Below are 18502 nucleotides of genomic sequence, written 5' to 3'. Positions count from 1 at the left end.
CGTCACCACTCCGCGACGCTCCCGTCGGCGTGCCGCCAGACCGGGTTGTGCCAGTCGACGTCGCGTTCGGACCGGTCCCGGACCGTGGACTCGTCGACCTCGACGCCGAGGCCCGGGCTGTCCGGGAGTTCTATGTACCCGTCGCGGTAGTCGAACACGCTCGGGTCGGCGAGGTAATCGAGCACGTCGCTCGTCTCGTTGTAGTGGATGTCGAGGCTCTGCTCCTGGATCAGCGCGTTCGGCGAGCACGCGTCGACCTGCATGCAGGCGGCGAGGGCGATCGGACCGAGCGGGCAGTGGGGCGCGAGCGCGACGTCGTAGGCTTCGGCCATCGCCGCGATCTTCTTCACCTCCGTGATCCCCCCCGCGTGCGAGAGGTCCGGTTGGATCACGTCGACGACCCCCTGCTCGAACAGGGCCTTGAAGTCCCACCGCGAGTACAGCCGCTCGCCCGTCGCGATCGGCGTCGAGGTGTGCCGGGCGATCTCGCACAGCGAGTCGAGGTGCTCCGAGAGCACCGGCTCTTCGATGAACATCGGCTCGTACGGCTCGATGGCCTTCGCGATGCGCTTCGCCATGGGCTTCGAGACGCGACCGTGGAAGTCGACGCCGATGTCGACCTCCGGGCCGACCGCCTCGCGCACCTCGGCGACGCGCTCGCAGGCGTCCGCCACGGCCGCCGGCGTGTCGACCCGCCGCATCTCCGGCGTCGCGTTCATCTTCAGCGCCGTGAACCCGGCGTCAACCTTCTCCCGCGCGGCCGCGCCGACCTCCGAGGGCCTGTCCCCGCCGATCCACTGGTAGACGCGGATCCGGTCCCGCGCGCGACCGCCGAGGAGTTCGTAGACCGGCGCGCCGAACCCCTTGCCCTTGATGTCCCAGAGCGCCTGGTCGATCCCCGCGATCGCGCTCATGAGGATGGGACCGCCGCGGTAGAAGCCGCCGCGGTACATCGTCTGCCAGTGGTTCTCGACGTTCGTCGGATCGCTCCCGAGGAGGTGGTGATCCATCAGTTCCTCGACCGCCGCGCGGACCGTGTGCGCGCGGCCTTCGACGATCGGCTCGCCCCAGCCGACGAGCCCGTCGCTCGTCGTGATCTTCAGAAACAGCCATCGCGGCGGCACCTCAAACAGTTCGTAGTCCGTGATCTTCATGCTTCCTCCTTACACCCGTCGATGAGTCGGTTCAGAACGCACGTGCCGACCGGCTGCGCGCCGTACCCTTCCGGAACTCGGAACGTGCAGATCCAGAGCGTTCCCTCGCCCGCGTCGCGTCGGACGAGCGGGCTCGACCAGTTCGCCAGCCATCCCTCGACGTAGCCAACCTCGACGGCGTCGTCCGCGCCGAGGTCGGCGACGACCTCGTAGGGGTAGAGATCCTCGAAGGCCCACCCGAGCCGGCCGGTCGCGTCGAGGTCGGCGAGCAGGTCGCTGTCGTGCGAGAAGAGCGACGCGACGAGGTTCCAGCTCTCGGTCTCCGGAAGGGATCGGTACTCGACCGCGTCCGCGGACTCCATGTGGCCGTCGTCGCCCGGCACGAGCACCGCCGGCAGCCCCGCCTCGACGCGCGCTTCGAGCCCGTCGGAGAGCGACGAGACGACGGCGACGTCGGCGTCGGCGGGCACGTCCACGACCGCGTATCCGAATTCCGGGAGACGGTCGCCGAGCGACGGCAGGTCGGTGTACACCGTCGCCGCCGACGCCGACGCGCCGGTCGCCTCCGCGTCGTCCGTCGAGTTCGTCGCATCCCCCGCAGCCGCACCGTCCGCCGTGCCGGCGGCCGCCCCCTCGCGTTCGACGACGGTGATCAACTCGGTCGTCCGGACCGTCCCCTCCGGCGTCTCGAAGGCGAGTTCGAGTGCTTCGACCCCGGCGGCGTCCGCGGACCGGAGGTCGAGTTCGAAGCGGCCCTCGAACGCCGTCGGACCGAACGCGTCGACCTCGACCGTTTCCGTCGCATCGGTGCCGAGCGCCGAGAGCCGGAGCGTCCCGGCGAGCGGCGTCCCGGTGTCGTTGAAGACGGTCGCGTCGACGGCGACGCGGTCGTCCGCCCAGACGGCGCGGCGGGCCGGTTCGAGCCGCACCGCGACCGGGGCGTTCGCCGCGGCGAAGTCGTCGTGGAACGACTTCTCCTCGCGGAGGTAGTCGAGGACGCCGTTGAACTCCCACTCGATGTCGCTGAACTCGGTGATGACGTACCCCGCCACCGACTCGCGCGAGCGCATCTCCGCGATGACGTCCTTGACGGACTCGAACTCGCGGGCCTGCCACGTCTCCGCCAGGTCCTCGAACCCGTCGAACGTCGCGGGGAGGTTCGTCGCCTCGAACCGCGTGTCGACGCCCTCGGGGCGCTTGAGCGGCTCGTCGAGGAAGTCGTGTGAGAACCACGGCGGATCGCCGCCGTAGCGCTCCCGCAGGGCGGAAACGTCGTAGAGCCCCCACGTTCCGAACTCGGAGACGAGAAGCGGCGCGTCGGCCGGGGCGGGCGCGTCCCCGAGTTCGTCGACCGTCCCGTAGTTGTCCGCCGGCCGATCGAGGATGCGGTCGAGGTCGTCGCTCCACGCGTCGGCCCGGTCGGGGCTGACGAAGTAGCGGTGGTAGTCGTTCAGGTCGGTCGCGACGTGCGCCCACCCGGAGTTGTCGCAGACGAGCCGCGTCGGGTCCCACGCCTTCGCCTCCTCGTACAGGTCGGCGAGGTACGCCTGCTTTTCTTCGTCCTCCCAGAGGGAGGTCTCCTCGGCGAGCCCCTGCGGGTTGCCGAGGCCCCACTCCTCGTTGTAGAGGCTCCAGACGACGACGCACGGATGATTGAAGTCGCGTTCGATGAGACCGCGGATCTGCGTCCTGACCTCCTCCTTCGAGCGCTCCGTGCAGACCGACGGGTTGGCCGGTTCCTCCCAGACGAGGATGCCGAGCCGGTCCGCCGCGTCGAGGAAGTCCGGGTGGGCCGGCTTGATGTGCTTGCGGAGGAGGTTGAAGCCCAGCTCCTTCGCGGTCCGGATCTCGCGCTCGAAGAGGTCGTCGTCGAACGGGCGGTACAGCGTCTCGGGGTAGTACGCCTGATCGAGCGCGCCGCGGACGTACAGCGGATAGCCGTTCAGGTACAGCCGCCCGTCCTCGAAGTCGATCTCCCGCATCCCGAAGGAATCGCGGAGTTCGTCGACGGCCTCGCCGTCGCGTTCGAGTGTCGCGCGCACGTCGTACAGCATCGGGGAGTCGGGCGTCCAGTACACCGCGTCGTCGATCCTGAGCGTCGCCGACGCGGTGCCGTCGGGGTCGACGTCGACGCTCGCCTCCGCCACCGCGACACCGTCGCGCTCGACCGCGACGACGCAGGTGAAGTCGGTCGGGTCCCGTTCGTCGGCCGTCGCGACCGCGGTCTCGACCGCGACGGAATCGTCGGCGAGGTCGGGCGTCGCGCGGATCGACTCGACGTGCGCCGACGGTCGGGATTCGAGGGTGACGTCCTGCCAGATGCCGCTCACCCGCGTGTACCACGGCTCGCCCTGCTTACCGTGCGGGATCTCCGAGATGTCCTCGGGGTCGAAGACGCGGACGACGAGCTCGTTCTTCCCCGCGACGACGGCGTCCGTCGCGTCGAACTCGAAGGGGAGGTACCCGTCCCGGTGGGCGCCGAGCCGCTCGCCGTTGAGCCACACGGTCGCCTCGTAGTCGACCGCGCCGAAGCGGAGGAAGTATCGGGTCGCGGACTCGCGAGGGGCGTCTTCGTCCTCGTCGAGGGAGAACGAGCGGCGGTACCACGCGACGCCGGCGTACTCGCGGACGTCGTCCTCCTCCTGCCACGCGTGCGGCACCGTCACCATCGTTGCGTCGGCCGGCCACGACGCGTCCGGTCGGTGCCACCGCTCGGTGTCGGCGTCGGCGTCATCCGGATCGCCGTCCGGGTCGACGCAGAACTCCCAGTGCCCCGCGAGGCTGTGCGCGGTTCGCGTCGACGAGTCACGTCCGCCGTCGTTACTCATGTGGCTGTGCTCCTCGGTCCGGTGACGGCCGGACCGCCGGTGTCCTGTCCGCTGGTGTTGGGTCGTGCATACGTCTCGGTCAAATCGGTTGGTTTCGTGATTGCATCGTTATGAGTGTGTCGCTGTACCGCGGACCGTCCGCGTCGGTTCGTCGGCTCGTTCCGTCGTCGACGCGTCGTACAGTTCGACGTGGAACGAGAAGGCGAGCGCCGGAAAGGAGAGGACGAACGCGACCGTCAGCGCCGCGGTGGCGACGAACAGACAGAGCGTCGCGAGCCCCATCACGAGCGCGAGGGTCGGGTGGGCCGCGGTCCACGTCCACCCGATCCGGAGCGCGTCCGCGGGCGTCTCACCGCGGCTCAGGGCGACGAACGCCGGAATCAGGACCAACACGGCGTACAGCGTCGCGTACCCCGTGACGACGGTGAGCGTGCCCGCGAGGAGTCCCCCGCCGGTCGCATACTCGACCGCGTAGATCGCGGCCGTCGTCCCGAGAACGGCGGGGAGCGCGCTCAGGGCCGCCGCGTGGACGCCGCCGCGCCGGACCGTCCGAACCACGGCGGCGCGATCGACGGATCCCCGCCCGCGCAACGAGTCGATCGTCGCGTAGGACGCGAGCGTCGCCGGGCCGATGGTGACGAGCGGCAACGACGCGACGAACCACGCGAGGCTCACGACGAGCAGCGACACGGCGTGCTCGAAGACGACGCTCCGAGCGCCCGCGACGCCGCGGCGGAACGCGTCGACGTCGAAACCGCGTTCGTTCCCGTTCATCCCGTCGTCCCCTGGATTCTGACCGCGCTGATCAGGTAGTCCTGCAGCAACAGGAACACGACGAAGAGCGGGAGCGACGCGAGCAGCATCGCGGCCATCATTAGCCCCGGCTGGAAGTTCTAGTTGCTCGACAGCGTGACCAGCCCGATGGGGAGCGTGTACGAACCCTCCGTCTGGAGCACGATCAGCGGCCAGAGGAACTGGTTCCAGCTGGTGACGAACGTGTACAGCGCGAGCGCCGTCAGCGGCGACTTCATGTGCGGGAGCATTAGCTGCGAGTAGATCTGGAACGTCGAGAAGCCCTCCAGCCGCGCCGCCTCGTACAGGCGCTCGGGGACGCCCTGTCGCGCCGACAGCAGGATGACGAAGTTGAATCCGAGCGTCCACCAGACGGTCGCGAGCGCGACTGCCGGCATGGTGAACAGGTGCGAGTTCAGTCGGTTCGACGCGTTCAACGAGTTGTTGGATGTAGTAGTTCACCACCCCGTACTGGGGGGCGTACATCTCGATCCAGATGAGCGCGACGACCGCGACGGTCAGGATGTACGGGCTGAAAAAGACCGCCCAGAGGAACTTCCTGCCCTTGATCTTGCGGTTGACGCCGAGCGCGAGGAACAGCCCGAGGAAGACGAGCGTCGGGACCGTCAGCACGACGAAGTACACCGTTTCTTGACGGCGACCCAGAACTCCGGATTCCCGGCCATCCGGGCGTAGTTGTCGAAGAGGACGAACTCCGACAGCGACGGGTAGATCGCGTTCCACTCGAACAGGCTCATGTACAACCCCTTCAACAGGGGGTACAGGAGGAAGACGGTGAACACCGCCAGGTACGGGAGCGCGAAGAGGAGCCCTTCCAGGGTCTCGCGGTCGCGCACCGCCGCTGCATTCTCCCGAATGCTCTCGAGACGCGTTGCGACGGACATGCTCACTGCAGTTCTCTGTTGACGACCTCGGCCGCCTTCTTGATCCCCTCTTCGAGCGAGATGTTCTGCGAGTAGATCTCGCTGAGGTTCTCGTAGATCGGCTCCTGGTACGCGTCGACGGTCTCCGTCCGCGGGACGTATGCCAGTTCGTCGTTGTCGGCCATCTCATAGAACGTCGACAGCGTCTTGTCCCAGACGTCCGAGTCGCGCAGTTCGTTGGCTTCGAGGAGCGACTCGCTCGCGGGCAGGTGTCCGGCCTTGGTCCCCCAGACGTTCGACTCCTGGGTGAGCCACTGTGCCGCCTCGATCGCGGCCTGCTGCGTCGCGTCGTCGCGATCGGGGTTGAGCGGCACTGTCTAGTTAACCTCCTGGGCTGGCGTTCGTCCGTCGAGCGATTGATGCGGTCGGTGGACATTATAGTAGTGAACGAACAGCGCAAGCCATTGGCGAACGCTCAGCCGACTGCCCACCCATGAATTATGAAAGCGGTCGACTCACATCTTGAGGGTGTGAAACCACTTTTCGATATGGTTTCGGTCGGTGTAGTCGACCCGACCGCGCAATCCTAACCGAGAGAGGGCAGTCCGATAGCCGAACTGATCGACCAGAAACACCGTGTCTTCGTAGTCGTGTTTCTCGGCGACGCCATGAAGGAATGCAGCCGTCGGATCAGTTCCATGTCGCTTGAACAGCTGGACTCGAGAAGCAACTTTGTGTCGAGATCTATTGCAGCGTACAACCAAGACCACTCGCCATTGATTTTGACAGCGGTCTCGTCGACCGCGACCCGCCTTCGGCTATGCCGAAGGCGGGTCGGGAACGCTGTCGGCCAGTCGGTGAACCCACTGAAAGATCGCCTGAAACGAACGATCTACGCCCAACAAATGCAGAATAGCTTCTGTTTCCCTGAGTGAGAGCCCGGCAGCGTGGAGGCGAACGCCCTCACGGGCGTCGCCGTCCGCTCCCGCTGCCAACATTCAAGCGTAGCCGTGTCTAAACTCTCTTTGAGCAGGTTTGGGAGTAGCATGAATCACTAGCTCTTCGGCCTGCTCGCTCCGTAACTAGACACTGCCTGACACTCTATTTGTCGCTTTGTTTACCATCTACTGTCTCCAGGGCGTCACCCGCAACCGTGAGTTTCCCACGGCGGTAAATTACGAGAGGGTACGTATACGTTCCGGTCACCCTAGCACACCTCTCGTCGGCCGTCACGATTCTGTCGTGTCGGGCCGCCCCGGACCGATGTGAGTGTTCGCGGGCGAGCCCTGCCCGACGATGCGGCGTAAATCGACCGTTGTCGCGACCGTCAATCCGAACTCCCGGGGTCCGCTTCACGAACTACGCCACACCGCGTTCGACGTTCTCTCTATCCCGTATTGTCGGATGGGGGACTCGAAGTTTGCCGCCTTCGCGCGGCAATCGATCATTATTTTATATTATTAACCCATTCCGGCGACATCTCTATCCAACAATAGTGACCTTTATATGTACGACGAGCAGATACTGGAGGGATGAAGACGATCGACAAGACGGTCCGAATTCTCGACGCGCTGGCGGAACGGAGGGGGCCAGAGTCACCGAGTTGAGCGAGCAGTTGGAGATGCCCAGTAGCACCGTCCACGCGCATCTCTCGGCGCTCAAGCGGCACGGGTTCGTACGGAACGAGGGAGACATCTACGTGCTCGGACTGAAGTTTCTCTACCAGTGAGCGGTGACGCACTTCCGTCGGAAGACGCCCGGTAGTTCATTTTTCTGAAACAGTCCGCTACGAAAGAGTTCCGCCGGTATCGCTGAAGAGACTCGTAGATGACGGTGGAGAAAGGGTACGCGGCGTCCAGTGATCGAGAACGATCGTTGACGTCGAACGAGTTTTGTGACCATAGTTCGTTCAGTAATCTCGGACTTTAAACTCCTAACGAGATTTTTGTCGTCGTCGACGCTTCGACCCCCCCCTCACCTTCTCGGTCGCCGTCCGGGTTCGTCGCTGTGAGGACTGCTTCGGGAGGAAACGGGATACTAGAATAACAAACGCAGGCTTGTTATCTCTACACAGGCGGGACACCGACCGGAGACCCCACTCGGCGAATGACTGCCGTCGCCGCGGTTCACGTTATGACGAAAGAAACCCTCATCGGGAGGGGCCGTCGGTAGTCGAACGCTGTTCGATTCGTCTCTCTCCTCCCGTGGTTTCTCGGACAGAGTGGCACACGGTATCGTTTACTGTTCTGTAAGTGAGAACAGTCTGGCTGTCCAGTAGTTGTTGGAAGTCCGGGCCTCCTTGAGCTCTAACCCGAGAACCTCGCACAGTCGCAGTCAGCGTCGCGACGGAACGGTTTCGTAGAACACCTCGTTGACGAGAACGTCGATTATCTTCGCCCTTCCGCCGACCGACTCTCGAAGGCTATTACAAGTATACAGACGTAATGAAAGCACCGTCTTCAGCCATTACTGCTCTACCTATCACTGCGAACTCCTGGAGCAGGCGATGCAAGTTGTTCTCTAAAATAGAATCACACGTGAACGCGGTCGAGAGACTACGTGCTCGTTACTGCCGTTTTAAACGCTCAAGGAATGGGGAGGTATGCGGTGTCCGACTCCGAAGCACGCTGACTGACGGTGGCGAAGTATTCTGTAATAGGGAACGCCTTCAGAAGGGACGAGAACACCGGTCGCACACCGCGTCGAGTCCCACGTCCAAATCGTTAAGACACCGGGTGGAGAGCACACAGGCGATGCAGACAGATTCAGACAGCGGAGACCGGGAGCGCTCGGTCACGCGACGCGTAGACGAGCTTCTCGAACGGATGACGTTGGAAGAGAAGGCGGCTCAACTCGGCTCGGTGAACGCCGAGAAGTTGCTCGACGAGGAGGGTACCCTCGACGAGTCGGCCGTCGAAGAACATCTCTCGTCGGGTATCGGTCACCTCACCAGAATCGGCGGCGAGGGGAGTCTCCCGCCACGGCAGGCGGCCGAACGGACGAACGAGCTTCAGTCGTATCTCCGCGAGGAGACACGTCTCGGCGTTCCGGCGATCCCGCACGAGGAATGTCTCAGCGGCTACATGGGTCCCGAAGGAACGACGTTCCCACAGATGATCGGAATGGCGAGCACCTGGTCGCCGGAGCTCCTCGAAGAAGTCACCGGCACGATTCGTTCCCAACTGGAGGCTATCGGCACGACGCACGCGCTCTCGCCCGTCCTCGACGTCGCACGCGACCTCCGCTGGGGCCGCGTCGAGGAGACGTTCGGCGAGGACCCGTATCTCATCGCGGAGATGGCCTGTGGCTACGTCGGCGGCCTCCAGGGCGACGGAGACGGAATTTCCGCGACGCTCAAACACTTCGTGGGCCACGGTGCCGGTGAGGGCGGGAAGAACCGCAGCTCGGTCGACGTCGGACGGCGCGAACTCCGAGAGACGCACCTGTTCCCGTTCGAGGCAGCCGTCCGGACGTCGAACGCCGACTCGGTGATGAACGCCTACCACGACGTCGACGGCGTCCCCTGCGCCAGCGACGAGTGGCTGCTCACCGACGTGCTCCGCGGCGAGTGGGGTTTCGACGGAACGGTCGTCTCCGACTACTACAGCGTCGAGTTCCTCCGGAGTGAACACGGCGTCGCCACCGACGAACGCGAAGCGGGCGTCGCCGCCGTCGAGGCGGGGGTCGACGTGGAACTGCCGTACACCGACTGTTACGGCGAACACCTCGTCGAGGCCGTCGAGGAGGGCATGCTGGCCGAAGCGACGCTGGATAGGGCGGTGGGGCGCGTGCTCCGCGCGAAAGCTGAGAGCGGTCTCCTCGACGACTCGACCGTCGACGCAGACGCGGCGGACGAACCGTTCGGCACCGACGAGGCGCGCGAACTCACGACGCGCGCCGCCCGCGAGTCGATGACACTCCTGAAGAACGAGGGCGACCTGCTCCCGCTCGTCGGCGACGAAACCGACTCCGTCGCCGTCGTCGGCCCGAAGGCGGACGACGCACTGGAGCTCATGGGCGACTACGCGTACCCCGCCCACTACCCCGAGGAGGAGGTCGAGTTCGAGGCCACGACGCCGCTGGACGCCGTCCGCACGCGAGCCGAGGAGTCCGGGTTCGAGGTCCTGTACGAGCGAGGTTGCACGACTACCGGCCCGGAGACGGACGGGTTCGACGCGGCGACGACCGCAGCCGCCGCCGCCGACGTGACAGTCGCGTTCGTCGGTGCGCGCTCAGCCGTCGACTTCTCCGACTCCGACCGAGAGCGCGTCAACGTGCCGAGCGTCGCCACCAGCGGCGAAGGCCGCGACGTGGTCGACCTGGGACTTCCCGGCGTCCAGCAGGAACTCGTCGAGACGCTCCACGCGACGGGGACGCCGCTCGTCGTCGTCGTGGTGAGCGGCAAACCCCACTCCATCGAGTGGATCGCGGAGGAAGTTCCCGCAGTCGTACAGTCGTGGCTCCCCGGCGAGCGGGGCGGCGAGGGTATCGCGGCGATCCTGTTCGGCGAACACAACCCCGGTGGCCACCTTCCCGTTTCCATCCCCCGCACCGTCGGCCAACTGCCGGTCCACTACAGCCGAAAACCCAACACCTCGAACGAGGAGTACGTCTACACAGAGAGCGACCCGCTCTACCCGTTCGGCCACGGGCTGAGCTACACCGAGTTCGAGTACGACGACCTCTCGCTGTCGACGGGGGAACTGCCGCCTGCCGGAACGATCACCGCGACGGTGACGGTCGAAAACACCGGCGACCGCGCGGGCCACGACGTCGTGCAACTCTACGCCAGCGCGGAGAACCCCGATCAGGCCCGTCCGGTTCAGGAACTCGTCGGCTTCGAGCGCGTCTCGCTCGACAGAGGCGAGTCGAAACGCGTCAGTTTCGAGGTCGCCGCTTCGCAACTCGCCTACTACGACCGGGACTTCGACCTCACCGTGGAGGAGGGTCCCTACGAGTTCCGCGTCGGCCACTCCGCCGCCGACGTCGTCTCGACTACACGGTTCGAGGTGACTGAGTCCAAAGAAGTGCCGTCGACCGGTCGGACGTACTTCACCGAGACGACGGTCTCGGACACCGACTGATCGGACGATAGCTAGTTTTCCCACCGGATCCCGACGACACGTTTCCTCGTGCGACGACTCGGTGGGTGCGACGATTCGGCTGCTTCACTACCCTAACTCGGGTAATGTCTGTGTCTTCGCCGCGGCGCGTCGTCGGTTCCGACGTGTCGTCGGCGCGTCGAACGACGACATCACGCGCGGCGTTTGGTTTCTCGCGACCACTGGGTAAGCACCTCGCTCAGACGACGACGGTGTCGTTGACGAGTCGCCCGATGTGATCGATGTCGATGGAGACGAGATCTCCTTCTTCGAGCGTGAACGACTCGGGTGGGACGAGCGCCGTCCCCGTCAGCAAGACGAGCGTCTCCGGGAGGGTGTTGTGTCGGCCGAGGTAGTCGACGAGACTCTCGCAGGAGGTCGCCATCTCGCTGGTCGACGTCGACCCCTCGTAGACGACCTCCCTGTCGCGTTCGATAGTGAGCGACATCGTGAGGTCGTGAGGGTCCTCGACGACGGCCTCCGTCGCCACGCAGGGACCGAGCGAGCAGCAGCGGTCGTACACCTTCGCCTGTGGGAGATAAAGCGGATTGTCGCCCTCGATATCCCGGCTGGAGACATCGTTGCCGATGGTGTAGCCGACGACGTCGCCGCGGTGGAGGACGACGCCCAGTTCGGGTTCGGGGACGTCCCACTCGGAGTCGCCGCGCACGCCGATCGACTCGTGCGGCCCGACCGTCCGTGACGGCGTCGCCTTCAGGAACAGTTCCGGTCGGTCCCGTTCGTACACATCGATGTACACCTCGGGCTTCCCGCTCTCGGCCTTGCGGGCCTCTTCGCTGATTCGGTAGGTGACGCCCGCCGCCCAGACTTCGTCCGGGACGACCGGTAAGAGCGCGTTCTCCCCGACGTCGCCCAGATTTCGGCGCTCCGCGTCCGGGATTCGGTCGCGAGCGATGGCGTCGACCGACCGGCCGCTCGCGTTCGCCGCGCGGGCGAGGTCGGTGAACGAACTCAGGTCTTCGGAGGCCGTCGTCAGGTCGTACGCGTCTCCTTCGTCGTCGATGACGACTAACGATTTGGAGAGCGATCGATGCTCCCCACCGGGAATTCGATAATAACGCATAATCAGTGATGAACAGAGGTCGTTAAAAGAGTATCGCCGCCAAGCGAACGACGCTCGAACGTCCGGACGTCGACGTGCCTTGCGTGGTGTCGTTTCGTTCAGTCGGACTGTACGCCGCGGTGCGTCACGTACCCGACGAAGCTACGCTCCGTCGAATACTGCCGAGCCTTGCTCGGCGAGCCCGATCCGGCTCATGCCGGATCGAACAGTTCCTCGCCGTCGACCATGTGCGCCTCGACGGCGTCCAAGTCGAGCGTCAGCCCGAGGCCGGGTTTCTCGGGAATCTCCATGCGACCCTCTTCGATGAGGCCGTCCTCCTCGACGAGGTCCTCCCACCAGCCGAGTTCGTAGGAGTGGTACTCGACGGCCAGCGAGTTCGGGATGGCCGCGCCGACCTGCGCGGACGCCATCGTCCCGATAGGCGAGGAGACGTTGTGCATCGCCACGGGGATGTAGTACATATCCGCGAGATCGGCTATCTTGCGCGTCTCGCGCATCCCGCCAACGCGCGGCAGGTCCGGCGCGATGATGTCGACCGCCTGCGGTTGGAGGAGAGTTCGTTGCCCGAACTTCCGGTAGACGTTCTCCCCGACGGCGATCGGCGTCGTCGTGAAGTCGGTCACCTTCTTCTGGACATCGTGGTTCTCCGGCGGCACGGGGTCTTCGAGCCACCACACGTCGTACTCTTCGAGAGCGACGGCGAGGCGTTTCGCGCTCCCGCCGGTGAACGACCAGTGACAGTCGAAGGCGACGTCCGCGCGGTCACCGACGGCCTCGGTGACGGCCTCGACGATCTCGACTTTGTGGTCTATCTCGGGGCCGCGGAGGTGGCGGTTCGCGCGGTCTTTCTCGTGGCCCGAGGGGACGTCGAGGTCGAACTTGATGGCGTCGTAGCCGAGTTCCTCGACGACGCGAACGCCCTCCTCGGCGCAGGCCTGCGGGTCGGCCTCGTTCTCGGTGTGGAGGTCGCAGTAGATGCGAACCTCGTCGCGGTACTTACCGCCGACGAGTTGGTAGGCTGGCACGTCGAGGAGCTTCCCGGCGACGTCGTGCAGTGCGATCTCGATACCGGAGATCGCGGAGATGACTTTCCCGGAGACCGAGCCCTCGCCGGACATCTTTTGGACGAGATGTTCGTAGAGCCGGTCGATGTCGAGGGGGTTTTCGCCGACGAGGAACGGCTTCATCCGCTCGATGATGGCCGCGTCGCCGCCGCCCCAGTAGGACTCGCCGGTGCCGACGACGCCCGCGTCGGTGTAGACGCGGACGAGAATCCACGGGTAGTTCCCGTCGACCATCGTCGTCTGGACGTCGGTTATCTCGGCGTCTCTGACGCCGCCGCGACTGTTCGTCAGCCCCATCGTCTCCGCGGAGAGGTCCCGCATCGTATACTCCGCGTTCGGGTCGCGGAGCTTCGCGTAGTCAGCCATTTGCATCCGTATATTCTGAAACTCGATAGTAAATCTTGCGCATGGACGACCGTCGGCCGAGCGGCGCCGGCGTATCGCTCGTCGTCGGTGTCTCGTTCGTCGTCGACACGGCTCGTATTCGTTCGTCGACAACGCAGGCGATCGACTGGCAGCCGTCGGACCTGCTGCTTCAGGAGAGGCCGAAGCCGAACGTATCTCGACAACGACACGTACCGTACGGCTATGTCCCCGATTTGTTGAAGCCGCTCGACGGTATCACGCCCGAGTCAATCAGTTCCGCCGATGTCGACAAGGCGAAGGCACGAGCCGCCCTGACTGCCTCGAGCCCGCTGGAGACGGCTCCGCGCAGCGACAACGCTATTAGTGAGCAATCGGGTAGAGTCGATAGTCATGAGCAAGAAACGGTACAAGCACGAGTGCGTGGACGGGACACTGGTGCTCGTCGCTGGGGACGACCGCGTCGAAGTCAGGACCGTCGACGACGTCGTAGCCGCCGTCGGCGGCGAGACGTACACTATCGAGTACGACGAACGCCAGCGGACGCAGCCGTGTCTGGAGATCGACGACGGGACTCTGGAGGTCGACGTCCGCGAGACGGCGACGACACTGTCTCACACCGAAGAGACGGTCTCGGAGCTCCGTGCGGCGACCGACGACGCGACAGCCGGCGGCTACTGGATCGACATTTCTTCTCCCATCTCTGCGGCCTCGTAGATGGCTGCGAGCGTGCGCATGTCGACGAGCCCGTGCTCGCCGTCCGGACCGAGCGGCTCCCCGCGCAGGACGCGGTCGGCGAAGTAGTCGAACTCCTCGGTCATCTCGTCGCCGAACAGGTCGCGGCGACCGTCGTCTATCACCGCCTCGCGCCCGTCGAGCGTCCGGTAGACGAGCCGCTGGGTCGGCTGCCCGAGGAACGTCTGGTCGAGCGAGAGTTCGCCCTCGGTGCCGACGACGCGGAGGTGCCCGGAGAGATAGCCGTGTTGGCTGGACGTGCAGGCAGCGTACGTGCCGTCGTCGAACCGGAACGAGAACGTCGCGTACTGGTCGGGGACGTCCCGGAACGCCTCGTCCTCGGAGTGCATCTGCGCGGTCACGCTCACCGGGTCGGCGTCGAGAACGAACCGCGCGGTGTTGAGCGGGTAGATGCCGAGGTCCATCACCGTCGCGCCGTAGCCGGCGAGCTCGGGGTCGAGACGCCACTGGTCCGGGTCGCCCGAGACGACGTCGAGCAGCTGCTGGCTCATGTGTCCGTGGACGGCCACCGGGTCGCCGACGGCACCGTCCGCGACGAGTTCGCGCATGCAGCGCACCTGCGGGTCGGTCTGCATGCGGTAGGCGACCATCAGCGGTACGTCCGCAGCGGCGGCGACGAGCTCTTCGGCGCGTTCGACGGTCGCCTCCATCGGCTTCTCGCAGAGAATCGCCTTCCCGTGTTCGGCGGCCGTTCGCGCGTGCGTGAGATGTCGTGCGTTAGGCGTGCAGATGTAGACGGCGTCGTACGCCTCGGTCTCCTCGCCGTCGGCGAACTCGTCGTACGTCATCGCCGCCTCCGCGTTCGTTAGCTCCGCCGCTAACTCCGCGGCGCGGTCACCGGAACTACTGACGAGCGCCGTCGTCTCACAGAACTTCGACGCCTCGACGGCGGGTATCGCCTGCTCGCGCGTCCACCATCCGAGACCGACCATCGCGAGGCGGAGCATCCCCGACTCCAGTTCCTCCCAATCGGGCTCTCGGACGCTGCGTAGGTAGTCATCGACTGACATGGTCTGAGGTTCAAGACGACCGGCAAAAGTGTAGTGGAGTGTCAGGGACGGAGCGGGCCGTGGCAGTTCTTCACAGAACCGTAAGAATAGTAAGCGAGAACCGAGAAGATTGCGTCGATGACGGAGACTAACGAGAACTACGTCCACGGAGAGTGGGTACCGTCCGAGACCGGCGAGACCATCGACGTGACGAACCCCGCGAATCCGAGCGAAATCGTGGCGAGTTACCAGCAGTCCAGCGCCGCCGACGCGACCGAAGCCGTCGACGCCGCGGTGGCCGCCGCGGAGGAGTGGCGGACCACTCCCGGCCCCGAGCGCGGGAGCATCCTCCGCGAGGCCGGGACGCTACTCGGCCAGCGCAAGGAGGAACTGACCGACCTGCTCGTCGCCGAGGAGGGGAAGGCACGCGCGGAGGCCGCCGGCGAGGTACAGCGTGCCATCGACATCTTCCACTACTTCTCGGTCAAGGCGGCGGACCTCGGCGGTACCGTCAAAGGCCCGAGCGGCCGGAACACGACCCTCTACACCCGGCGGGAGCCGGTTGGCGTCGCGGCGCTGGTCACGCCGTGGAACTACCCCATCGCCATCCCGGCGTGGAAGCTCGCCCCGGCGCTGGCGGCTGGCAACACCGTCGTTCTCAAGCCCGCGTCGCTGGCTCCGGGGGTCGCCCTCGAACTCGCGAAAGCACTCGACGAAGCGGGACTGCCCGACGGCGTCCTCAACGTCGTGACCGGCCCCGGCAGTTCGGTCGGTAACGAGTTCATCGAGAACGAGGGCACTGACGCTGTCTCCTTCACCGGCAGCAGTCAGGTCGGCGAGATGGTGTACGAACAGGCCACCGACGCTGGCAAGCGCGTTCAGACCGAACTCGGCGGCAAGAACCCGACGGTCGTCGCCGCCTCGGCGGACCCCGCGGAGGCCGCCGACATCGTCGCGACCGGCGGATTCGGTACCACCGGGCAGTCCTGCACCGCCTGCTCGCGCGCCATCGTCCACGAGGACGTGTACGACGAGTTCGTCGCCGAACTGGTCGATCGCGCGAAATCGATCGACATCGGCCCCGGGAATGACCACGAGATGGGGCCGCAGGTCAGCCAAAGCGAACTGGAGTCGACGCTCGAATACGTCGACATCGCCGAGGACGAGGGGGCGACGCTCGCGGCAGGCGGCGGCGTCCCCGAGGGCGACGACGTCGAGGAGGGGTACTTCGTCGAACCGACCGTCTTCACCGACGTCGACCCGGAGATGCGTATCGCCCAGGAGGAGGTGTTCGGTCCCGTCGTCGCCGTCATGAAGGTGAGCGACTTCGACGAGGGGATCGACGTCGCAAACGGCGTCGAGTACGGCCTCTCGGCTAGCGTCGTCACCGACGACCACACCGAGGCCAACCGCTTCGTCGACGAGGCCGAGGCGGGCGTCGTGAAGGTCAACGAGAAGACGACCGGTCTGGAACTGCACGTTCCGTTCGGAGGGTTCAAACGGTCGTCCTCCGAGACGTGGCGCGAGCAGGGCGACGCCGGGCTCGACTTCTACACCATCGAGAAGATCGTCTACGACAACTACTGACGACTCGGCTCCGACCGACCTGCCATAATTTTCTTCGACACCCGGCCTCGGACGCGCCGTCACCCGGTACCCCGCAGATGAGGAGCCGTACTTCCACGTGTCGAACGACCCCGCGGGCGACGCGGCGTTCGTTCGCGTCGTCGGCGACACGGTTCGGGGCGTCCACCCCATCGACGACCTCGATGGAGGTGTCACCCAACTTCCCTACAGGTTGGACGTCACCCTCCCCCCGGAAGCGGAGGCAGGGAACAGGCCGTCGTCGGTGGTGAGATCGGTGGACCTGACGGACACGAATGGGACGCGTACGAGTCGTTCGCGACGACGGCGCCGTCTCTCGTCTGAGGGCCTATAGCCGGCCGTCGTGACGGAGAGAGATGTGGACTGAGAACCGACCTCATCTCCGCGCGAACAGTGGGGATGAACGCTCCACGTTCGTCGAAGTTCGATTCGGGAGAACGAAGCCAGATGGACGGTCGATCGGCCGATGCTCTCACAAGAGTAATTGAATCGATGGAGACACAGAATGACAAATGATTTATCATTTCCGTCGTTGGAACTGTTCCTCCTCGTCGATCCGCCTCGGCGCTCCATCTCAGATGTGAGAGCGGACCTGTAGTGTTCATTCCCGTAGCTCTTCCCGTTCGAAAGGTCACTGACCGCTGGTCTCAGAGTCGTTCCGAGAACCACTCAGAGACTACCTCAGTATGACTCTCAGCGATTCTACAGCGGCCTCTACGCCGAGACATCGAACGGACACCGGAAGCGGGTCGAAAGCGCGAATATGAAAAAAGTGACAGTTACCCGTCTATTGAATAATCACAGGGCACTCGTCGCGAAGCCGCCGTCGACGGTCACCACCTCGCCAGTGACGTACGACGCGGCGTCGCTGGCGAGGTAGACGGCCGCGCCGACGATCTCCTCGCGGTCCGCGACGCGCGCGAGGGGCGTCCGCTCGTCGATCCGCGCGCGCTTTTCGGTCCCCTCGGCGTAGGTGTCGGCGTTCTGTGGAGTGATGACGAACCCGGGCGCGATGGCGTTGACCCGCACGTCGGGGGCGAGTTCTTTCGCGGAGGCGCGCGTGAACGCCTCGACGCCGCCCTTCGCGGCGCTGTACGCCGGCAGGTTCGCCATCGAGAGCCGCGCCGCCAGCGAGGAGATGTTGACGATTGACCCCCTATCGTCCATCGCGGGCGCGAACGCCTGAGTGACGCGGCGTACCCCGTCGAGGGCGACGTCTGTGACGAACTCCCACTCGTCGTCGGCTATCTCTAGGACCGACGCCCTAGAGATGGCCCCTTGGGAGGCGACAACGACGTCAACGCCGCCGAGTTCCTCGACCGCCGTCTCGCGGACGCGCGCGAGGGAGCCGGCGTCGGACACGTCGCAGGTGACGCGCGCCGTCTCGACGCCGCGTTCCTCGACTGCGACCGCTGTCTCCTCGACCTTCGCCTCGTCTCGGCTCGTCGCGATCACGTCCGCCCCCTCCGCGGCGAACCCGAGGGCGATGGCCTGTCCGATACCGCTCGTCCCCCCGACGATGACTGCCCGCTTGCCGTCGACAGTCACTGGCGAGTGCGAGTACGTACCCATACAGATGTCACGCTCGTCCACCGGCATGAGTGTTTTCATGGGGAGAGACGGCCGAACACCGGGGATGCCTCACCTGCCGCCCCCGACGATAGGCTCCCGTTGGTTCGCTCATGGGCCGTCTACGGTTTGTCCCGGGCGAGGACGAGGCCTTCCCAGTCGATGCGGACACGCAGTTCAACGACGTCATCGCCGACCCGAAGGGGCGGGTGTTCGGCGGGGCGATGCTGGAAGCCGACGAACTGGGCGACCGCTACCTTACGACCGCGCTCACCGACGGCGATCGCTCCGCAGAGGGCGCGCTCATTCGGG

General features: G+C 65.4%; 14 protein-coding genes and 1 pseudogene. 4 read left to right on the top strand and 11 right to left on the bottom strand.

The genetic code is table 11. The annotated features are described in order from the left end of the window. Window positions 1-2: 2 nt before the first annotated feature. The 7 genes and pseudogenes from dgoD to C3L37_RS15130 all read right to left on the bottom strand — a co-directional run bounded on the left by dgoD (window position 3) and on the right by C3L37_RS15130 (window position 6706). A complete protein-coding gene (gene dgoD, locus C3L37_RS15160) occupies window positions 3-1154 on the bottom strand; it encodes a galactonate dehydratase (protein WP_129115446.1) in 1152 nt (383 codons plus the stop codon). Continuing rightward, window positions 1151-3982, bottom strand: coding sequence for a glycoside hydrolase family 2 protein (locus C3L37_RS15155; protein WP_129115445.1), 2832 nt, complete (start codon window positions 3980-3982; stop codon window positions 1151-1153). The genes dgoD and C3L37_RS15155 overlap by 4 nt, the downstream gene beginning before the upstream one ends. 108 nt (window positions 3983-4090) lie before the next feature. Then, window positions 4091-4756: a hypothetical protein gene (locus tag C3L37_RS15150; protein WP_129115444.1), complete on the bottom strand. Its 666-nt coding sequence runs from the start codon at window positions 4754-4756 to the stop codon at window positions 4091-4093. Between the two features lie 119 nt (window positions 4757-4875). Beyond that, on the bottom strand, window positions 4876-5172 hold the full coding sequence (locus tag C3L37_RS15145) for an ABC transporter permease subunit (RefSeq protein WP_129115443.1): 297 nt from the start codon (window positions 5170-5172) through the stop codon (window positions 4876-4878). 228 nt (window positions 5173-5400) lie between these two features. Next, a complete protein-coding gene (locus C3L37_RS15140) occupies window positions 5401-5679 on the bottom strand; it encodes a sugar ABC transporter permease (protein ID WP_129115442.1) in 279 nt (92 codons plus the stop codon). Window positions 5680-5681: 2 nt separating this feature from the next. Beyond that, window positions 5682-6032 carry a hypothetical protein gene (locus tag C3L37_RS15135; RefSeq protein ID WP_129115441.1) on the bottom strand — a complete coding sequence of 117 codons (351 nt, stop codon included), beginning with the start codon at window positions 6030-6032 and terminating at the stop codon, window positions 5682-5684. Window positions 6033-6035: 3 nt separating this feature from the next. After that, window positions 6036-6706, bottom strand: a pseudogene (locus tag C3L37_RS15130) (IS6 family transposase). Between the two features lie 447 nt (window positions 6707-7153). On the opposite strand from C3L37_RS15130, the gene C3L37_RS24930 reads away from it, so the two are divergent. Both C3L37_RS24930 and C3L37_RS15120 read left to right on the top strand, forming a co-directional pair. Next, window positions 7154-7387 carry a helix-turn-helix domain-containing protein gene (locus C3L37_RS24930; RefSeq protein WP_228546259.1) on the top strand — a complete coding sequence of 78 codons (234 nt, stop codon included), beginning with the start codon at window positions 7154-7156 and terminating at the stop codon, window positions 7385-7387. Between the two features lie 1024 nt (window positions 7388-8411). Next, complete coding sequence (locus tag C3L37_RS15120; protein WP_228546258.1) at window positions 8412-10742, top strand: glycoside hydrolase family 3 N-terminal domain-containing protein; 2331 nt, start codon at window positions 8412-8414, stop codon at window positions 10740-10742. 217 nt (window positions 10743-10959) lie between these two features. On the opposite strand, the gene C3L37_RS15115 is transcribed toward C3L37_RS15120, so the two are convergent. Further along, on the bottom strand, window positions 10960-11844 hold the full coding sequence (locus C3L37_RS15115; protein ID WP_129115439.1) for a fumarylacetoacetate hydrolase family protein: 885 nt from the start codon (window positions 11842-11844) through the stop codon (window positions 10960-10962). Window positions 11845-12035: 191 nt separating this feature from the next. Further along, a complete protein-coding gene (locus tag C3L37_RS15110) occupies window positions 12036-13274 on the bottom strand; it encodes a mandelate racemase/muconate lactonizing enzyme family protein (protein ID WP_129115438.1) in 1239 nt (412 codons plus the stop codon). A gap of 390 nt (window positions 13275-13664) precedes the next feature. Here C3L37_RS15110 and C3L37_RS15100 point away from each other — a divergent pair, with 390 nt between their 5' ends. Further along, window positions 13665-13988, top strand: coding sequence for a hypothetical protein (locus tag C3L37_RS15100; RefSeq protein WP_228546257.1), 324 nt, complete (start codon window positions 13665-13667; stop codon window positions 13986-13988). On the opposite strand, the gene gfo6 is transcribed toward C3L37_RS15100, so the two are convergent. Continuing rightward, window positions 13946-15037, bottom strand: coding sequence for a D-xylose 1-dehydrogenase Gfo6 (gene gfo6 / locus C3L37_RS15095; protein ID WP_129115437.1), 1092 nt, complete (start codon window positions 15035-15037; stop codon window positions 13946-13948). The two genes, C3L37_RS15100 and gfo6, sit on opposite strands and share 43 nt — an antisense overlap. 117 nt (window positions 15038-15154) lie before the next feature. On the opposite strand from gfo6, the gene xacF reads away from it, so the two are divergent. Next, on the top strand, window positions 15155-16603 hold the full coding sequence (xacF, locus tag C3L37_RS15090) for a 2,5-dioxovalerate dehydrogenase (protein WP_129115436.1): 1449 nt from the start codon (window positions 15155-15157) through the stop codon (window positions 16601-16603). 816 nt (window positions 16604-17419) lie between these two features. Here the strand turns inward: xacF and C3L37_RS15085 are convergent. Next, window positions 17420-18193 carry an SDR family NAD(P)-dependent oxidoreductase gene (locus tag C3L37_RS15085; protein ID WP_129115435.1) on the bottom strand — a complete coding sequence of 258 codons (774 nt, stop codon included), beginning with the start codon at window positions 18191-18193 and terminating at the stop codon, window positions 17420-17422. Between the last annotated feature and the right edge of the window lie 309 nt (window positions 18194-18502).

It is taken from the genome of Halegenticoccus tardaugens (genome assembly GCF_004116405.1).
In the GTDB taxonomy this organism is placed as follows: domain Archaea; phylum Halobacteriota; class Halobacteria; order Halobacteriales; family Haloferacaceae; genus Halegenticoccus; species Halegenticoccus tardaugens.
Note: the sequence above shows the minus strand (reverse complement) of the source record. Positions and strands in the feature narration are given on the sequence as shown.